The sequence below is a fragment of the Microcoleus sp. OTE_8_concoct_300 genome (genome assembly GCF_031383065.1).
Classification (GTDB): domain Bacteria; phylum Cyanobacteriota; class Cyanobacteriia; order Cyanobacteriales; family Microcoleaceae; genus Microcoleus.
Genome location: NZ_JANMZH010000539.1, coordinates 1 through 5,789, shown reverse-complemented (window position 1 = coordinate 5,789; position 5,789 = coordinate 1). Strand labels below are relative to the sequence as shown.

Annotated in this window: 5 protein-coding genes; 2 read left to right on the top strand and 3 right to left on the bottom strand. The window is 46.5% G+C overall.

Going from position 1 to position 5,789, the window contains the following annotated elements; translation table 11 throughout:
- Positions 1 to 181: 181 nt before the first annotated feature.
- Together ACUVJL_RS24995 and ACUVJL_RS24990 are read right to left on the bottom strand one after the other, a co-directional pair.
- Complete coding sequence (locus ACUVJL_RS24995; protein ID WP_445248302.1) at positions 182 to 847, bottom strand: hypothetical protein; 666 nt, start codon at positions 845 to 847, stop codon at positions 182 to 184.
- A 251-nt stretch (positions 848 to 1,098) separates the two neighbouring features.
- Positions 1,099 to 1,332, bottom strand: coding sequence for a DNA-directed RNA polymerase subunit omega (locus ACUVJL_RS24990; protein ID WP_332960225.1), 234 nt, complete (start codon positions 1,330 to 1,332; stop codon positions 1,099 to 1,101).
- Positions 1,333 to 1,412: 80 nt separating this feature from the next.
- Between ACUVJL_RS24990 and ACUVJL_RS24985 the strand changes: the two genes are divergently transcribed.
- Positions 1,413 to 2,105 carry a GDSL-type esterase/lipase family protein gene (locus tag ACUVJL_RS24985; protein WP_445248301.1) on the top strand — a complete coding sequence of 231 codons (693 nt, stop codon included), beginning with the start codon at positions 1,413 to 1,415 and terminating at the stop codon, positions 2,103 to 2,105.
- A gap of 207 nt (positions 2,106 to 2,312) precedes the next feature.
- Here the strand turns inward: ACUVJL_RS24985 and ACUVJL_RS24980 are convergent, their stop codons facing one another.
- The gene (locus tag ACUVJL_RS24980; protein WP_445248300.1) at positions 2,313 to 3,791 is read right to left on the bottom strand and encodes an amidase; all 1,479 of its coding nucleotides are present in this window, start codon (positions 3,789 to 3,791) and stop codon (positions 2,313 to 2,315) included.
- A 472-nt stretch (positions 3,792 to 4,263) separates the two neighbouring features.
- On the opposite strand from ACUVJL_RS24980, the gene ACUVJL_RS24975 reads away from it, so the two are divergent.
- Positions 4,264 to 5,517 carry an S-layer homology domain-containing protein gene (locus tag ACUVJL_RS24975; protein ID WP_445248299.1) on the top strand — a complete coding sequence of 418 codons (1,254 nt, stop codon included), beginning with the start codon at positions 4,264 to 4,266 and terminating at the stop codon, positions 5,515 to 5,517.
- Positions 5,518 to 5,789 lie beyond the last annotated feature (272 nt).

Here is a 5,789-nt window from a genome sequence, read left to right as displayed (position 1 = left end):
GCGTCCCGCCCGTCCTTTCTGGACGGGCGGGACGCCCATCCCACAAACTTGTGTAAATTATTTAATTCCCGATCCTTAGTAGGAATTACCCCTAAATACGAAAGAAACGAAGTTTTTTACCAGTGTTAAAGGCCCGGATGCAGTATTTCAGTAAAAAACCCGGTTTCTGCAGCCCTGAGTATTAAGGTATCAGCAACTTAGCATCTCCGGGCTGGGGTTGAGGTATTGTCGGTGTGTTTGATCGCTGTTGTGTTTCCCCCGCCGTCGGTGTGCGCCCACGCCCGGAAGTCTCCGTAAAAACATCAACCAAAGCTTGAACCAAAGCATCCCGCTGTGCTCTATTTAAACTTTGAATAGCAGCGCGATCCCGTTCCATCGGATTTGACCGCAAAACATCGTTTCCGGGATACACACTTTCCACCAAATAATCGGGAGTCGCCCCCAAATAGTCAGCTAAACTCAACTTCCAATCAAAGCGGTAATTGGGCGGCCGTCCTTTGACAAATACGTGATATCGAATCAACCGCCCGACTAAAGTATTGGTAGGATCGACTTTTCCTGTTTCCTTGGAAATGTAGTTATTCTCGATCGGGAAATCCGGCAATTTTTCATACACAAATTTCCACGCATCTTGCACCCTCACTTGCGACTGCGGAGATTGTTGAGCCACCCGCTGCACCGACGCCGACTCAGAACTCCGCAGCAGCGAAGGTTCCAAAGCTGACAGACTCAGTTCGCCCGATTCCAATACCCAACTCAAAAGCGTGAAAATCGCCACACTCAAAGTAACCAACAGAAAACTTAAGCCCCGCTTTAATTTATTCACGGTTTTGACAATTTCAGACATATAATAATTTTATAATCTTACCCGCCAGCCGAGTCCTAGTTTCTAATTTTAGGACTTAGGAAAATCAACCCGGTTGGGACCCTCCCGATTTTGTAAAAAGCGTTTTTTAGAAGTGCGATCGGGACCTTGGCTTGCGTATATAAAACAAACCGGGTTTTTCGCCTGCACCAGTCTAGTTTGACAAAGTTTTGAGTTGTGAGTTGACAAAAATTTCTGGCAATTCACCACTCAAAACTCAAAACTCCCGAAGCCTAGATATCTCCGATAATTTCCGGCTGAGTCAGTTCGTCCGACATCTCAAATATCGCCCGCATTACAGGTTTCATCATTTGATGGTCGTCCATATTGTCAAAATCTTCATAGCGGCGGCGTTTGGCGCGGTTCGCCACCTGTACCGTAATCCGATAGCGGTTGGATGCAGCAGCGATCAACTCTTCCGCGCGACGGGTTAGCTGAGTTGAATCGAAGGTTGGACGCTTAACCATGAGACTACCTACTTTATGTAATGTTACATTCTAGTTTAGTATGTCAAGATTCATAATTTATTAACTGAGTATCATTGCTTATGCAGGCAGCAACAGCCTATTCCTTTGGTAACTTGCATCGGGTAACTTCTCATCCCCTCAGATTGATTGCTTTCGGCGACAGCTTAATCTACGGTTTCGGCGACGGTGTAGGCGGTGGCTGGGTGGAAAGATTGCGGCGCCAGTGGATGTTACCGGAGAGTGCAGGACACGTTTTATACAATTTGGGCGTTCGGGGCGATCGCACCTATCAAGTCGCCCAGCGGCTCGAAAACGAGTTTCGCCAGCGTGGCGAGCTCAGAAACCGCGTCCCGGATGCGATTATTCTTTCCGTCGGCCTCAACGATTCGGCGAGAGTGCAGTCACCTACCGGGCGCAGCTACACTGCTTTTGAACATTTTAAAACTGTTTTGGATAATTTGTTAAACGTGTCCCAACAACTTTGTCCGGTGATATTTATCGGGATGGTGCCGGTGGATGAAAGTAAAATGCCTTTTCAAGATTGTTTGTATTACAGTCAGGCTGACCAATATCGCTATAAAGAAGCAACGAAATTAGCTTGTCAGTTGCGGGGAATTCCCTATTTAGATATTTTTGATAAATGGCTCGCTCGGGGCAATATTTGGTGTAGTTCGTGTCTAACTTCGGATGGTCTCCATCCCAATGCAGCGGGCTATCAATCTTTGTTTGAAGATGTGACCAGTTGGGAACCGATGGCAAGTATTAGTCATTAGACATCAGTCACCACTCATCAGTAAAAATGAAGTAGGGTGCGTCACCTAGCATTATTTTCACTACAAACTAACAATCTCACAACTGACGCACGCCCACAAAAAACGGTGCGTCAGATTAATACTTTCCGTGCACATTGAAAATCTCAAACCTGACGCACCCTACCACTGATTGTATTCTTGACCATCAAGTGAAACTTTATAAAATGCTCAGTAACCAGGTGGGTGTTGCAAACTACCAACCACTTTGTCGATCGCTTCTGCGATCGCCAACAACTCCATTTCACGCCACCGCTTACCAACAATTTGCATTCCAATCGGTAAACCATTTTGAGTTTGTCCAATTGGAATTACCACGGCAGGATGTCCACTAAGATTAGAAGGCATGGTGTAAGCCCCGTTTGCCACTGCATGAGGATAGGATCTGCCATCAATGTCAACGGCACTCCAAGCGGGACGGTGAGTAAACGCAGCGGTTGCAGCAACGGGACAAAGCCATACATCCCACGGTTCTAATGCCTCATCTATATGGGCAGTGAAGCGATCGCGCTGTGTGAGTGCCTCGAAATATCCTTTCAAACTTGGATTCAATATCTCAGGTAGGAATCTGCTGAAATCTCCCAATTTTCGGAGTTCCTTGTCGCCTTGGGTTGCGGTGCGGAAGATTAACTCTAAACTACGACGCACGTTATATCTATCCTGCGGTTGAGCGTAGATAGTGAGGTACATTGAGATCCGTCCGTAGAGATTCAATATTTTGGAAAGCTCAAAGTCTTTGGGAAGCCAGCGTTCGATTTGGACACCTGCGTGAGAGAGTGTCTGCACGATCGACTCCATAGCTGCTCGAATTTCAGAAGCAACGGGAACTTCGGCCCATTCATCGTTCCAAGCGATTTTGAGATGCTGCAAAGGCTTGCCAGAGGGTCTATCGAGCGGAATCGGCGGGACATCAGGGCGTCGCAGATCCGCGCCTGCAATTAACGAAAAACATAGCCGGATGTCTTCGATTGATCGAGCAAAACACCCCACTGTCATCATTTGCCGAATACACAGCGGCATTCCCGGCACTTCAGGAATCTGCCCTGCTGTAGAAATACGGCGATCTGTCGGCTTTAAACCATATATGCCGCAAAAATGAGCAGGCTGACGCACCGAACCCCCGAAATCGTTCCCCAAATCTAACGGTGAAAGTCCGGCGGCGACAGCAGCGGCACTGCCCCCGGAACTGCCACCAGGTGTGTAGTCAAGATGCCAAGGATTATTCACCCGTGGAAACAGAGAATTTGTGCTTTGATAATCGGCAGCCAGTTCCGCCATGTTGGTTTTTCCCATGATGACAGCACCTGCTGCCCGCAATCTCGCAACAGCAGTTGCATCCTGTTGAGGCACATAATCTTTGAGGGGAATATAGCCTGCTGTGGTGCGGAGTCCGGCTGTTTCAAAAATGTCTTTAATCGTGATGGGAACCCCATGTAAAGCACCCCAGTTTTCTCCTCTGGCTAGGGCTTCATCCGCAAGTCTTGCTCTAGTACGAGCATTGTCTTCATCCAGCGTACAAATGGCGTTTAATTGCGAGTTGTGCTTTGCGATTTGAGTAAGGTAAGCGTCGAGAACTTCGACGGCAGAGACTTGGCGATCGCGAATCATTCGCGCTAGTTGATGGGCAGAGGCAAACGTCAGGCTACTCATAAGCAACAAACAGGTATTTCTCGATCGACTCAATTATATTCACTTTTAGTTAACTCACATCTTGCACCATTCTCAAGAACAGGCAAGATGCCTGTTCCACAAAGAGTGAATTTCTTGTGGAACAGGCATCTTGCCTGTTCATAAAAAGCTTATTGAGAAGGGTGCAACATCTCAGTTAATATAGTTAACTAATATCAAATGGCTTTGTCCCTAAATCCTGTTAATTGGAGAGACAAGGTAGATAAAGGAGATAAGGAACATAAGGATTTTAAGGAATTTAAGCATTTTAAAATTCCCAACGCCGTATCAAAATATTTATTTTAAAATACCGTATCTTCCCCGCACCAGAAGTAAACTCATTCAATAATGATTACATAACTGAGGGAAAGAGCAAGTTGGGCAGGACTCAATCAGCCTATCAAAAGCTTAGTTTTCCTCAATAAAAAAATTGTGTAAATTGGAGAATCAAAAAATGTCTGTATTACATCGCATCAAATCCGGTACGTCTGTGTTATTAACCTTGGGAACAGTTGCCGGAACCGCAGCGCCGATGCTAGCTCCCGCGCCTTCTTTTGCTCAGACAGCTTTTTCGGATGTTAATAATAACTACTGGGCAAAAGATTTTATTCAAGATTTGTCAGAAAGAGGAATTATCAAAGGATTTCCCGATGGCAGTTTTCGCCCGGATGCACCGGTAACGCGGGCTGAATTCGCGGCAATGGTGCGTTCTGTGAAAAAGGCAAAAACCCGCGCTGCTGTAAGGTTTGCCGATGTTCCGTCTAATTTTTGGGCAAGCGGGGCGATCGCCGAAGCTTACGAAATGGGATGGATGTCTGGCTATCCCGGCAATGTTTTCAGGCCGACACAGCAGATTCCTCGCGTTCAAGTTGTAGTCGCTTTAAATAACGGAATGGGCTATGAGCCTACGTGCGATTTTCAAGATGTTCTCAGCTACTATAATGATGCGGGTGAGATTCAAAGTTATGCTGCCAAAAGCGTTGCTGCTGCTACTGAAAAACAGTTGGTTGTCAGCTATCCCAATCCTAAATCTCTCAAACCCAACAAGTCAGCAACGCGAGCTGAAGTAGCTGCTTTTATCTATCAAACATTAGTGAGTACCAATCAAGCAAGAGCAATTAATTCTCCTTACATTGCTAAGATTGATGTTAGCGAGTCTGTGGCTGTGAAAATTCCCAGCGGGGCGACTATTCCAGTCGAGTATGCAAAAGGCAAGATTTTGCTCGGCCCCAATGACAAATCTCCGATTACGCTGACTGTTGCTTCGGATATCAAGGGCAGTAATGGTCAAGTGCTGATACCCGAAGGCTCGAAAATTAGTGGGGAATTGCGATCGACTGCTTCGGGCGTTCAGTTTGTGGCTCAAGAATTAAGTATAATCAACGGCAGCAGAGTGCCTCTCAATGCCACTTCGCAAGTGATTACTAGGAAAGAAACTGTTACCAAGGGGGTTAATGTTGGTAATCTAGTTAAGAATACGGCCTTGGGTGCAGCAGCAGCGGCGGCGATCGCAGGTGTTACGGGCGATCGGGCGATCGCGACTGAGGAGGTGCTCGGCGGTGCGGGAATCGGGACTTTGATCGGGGTATTTTTGGGTCGAGATAAAGTCGATTTGTATGCTGTTAATCCCGACACGGATTTAGATTTGCAGTTGGATTCGGAGTTGGTAGTTGCTACTGCCAGCACAGACATTTGTAGCGCTCGATAGAGCCGATAGTGGGAAATTTCCTCAAACCCCTCGCCTTACAGGAGAGGGGCTTTAATGTGTGTATTTTACCTCGCTACAGGTGCATCTAATCAAATAAGGATCGCGAATTAAATAACTTACAATTTTAATTATTATTGTGGGATGGGCGTCCCCCCCGGCCTTTTTGGTCGGGCGGGGAGCCCAACCCACAAAAATAATTAAAATTTTTAGTTATTTAATTAGCGGTCCATATTTGTTTATATGCACCGGGAGCGAGGTAAAATAAACACATT

Excerpts from the sequence above, each read along its gene's own strand:
- ACUVJL_RS24975 (WP_445248299.1), top strand. The coding sequence starts at position 4,264 with ATGTCTGTATTACATCGCATCAAATCCGGTACGTCTGTGTTATTAACC.
- ACUVJL_RS24985 (WP_445248301.1), top strand. The coding sequence starts at position 1,413 with ATGCAGGCAGCAACAGCCTATTCCTTTGGTAACTTGCATCGGGTAACT.
- ACUVJL_RS24980 (WP_445248300.1), bottom strand. The coding sequence starts at position 3,791 with ATGAGTAGCCTGACGTTTGCCTCTGCCCATCAACTAGCGCGAATGATT.
- ACUVJL_RS24995 (WP_445248302.1), bottom strand. The coding sequence starts at position 847 with ATGTCTGAAATTGTCAAAACCGTGAATAAATTAAAGCGGGGCTTAAGT.
- ACUVJL_RS24990 (WP_332960225.1), bottom strand. The coding sequence starts at position 1,332 with ATGGTTAAGCGTCCAACCTTCGATTCAACTCAGCTAACCCGTCGCGCG.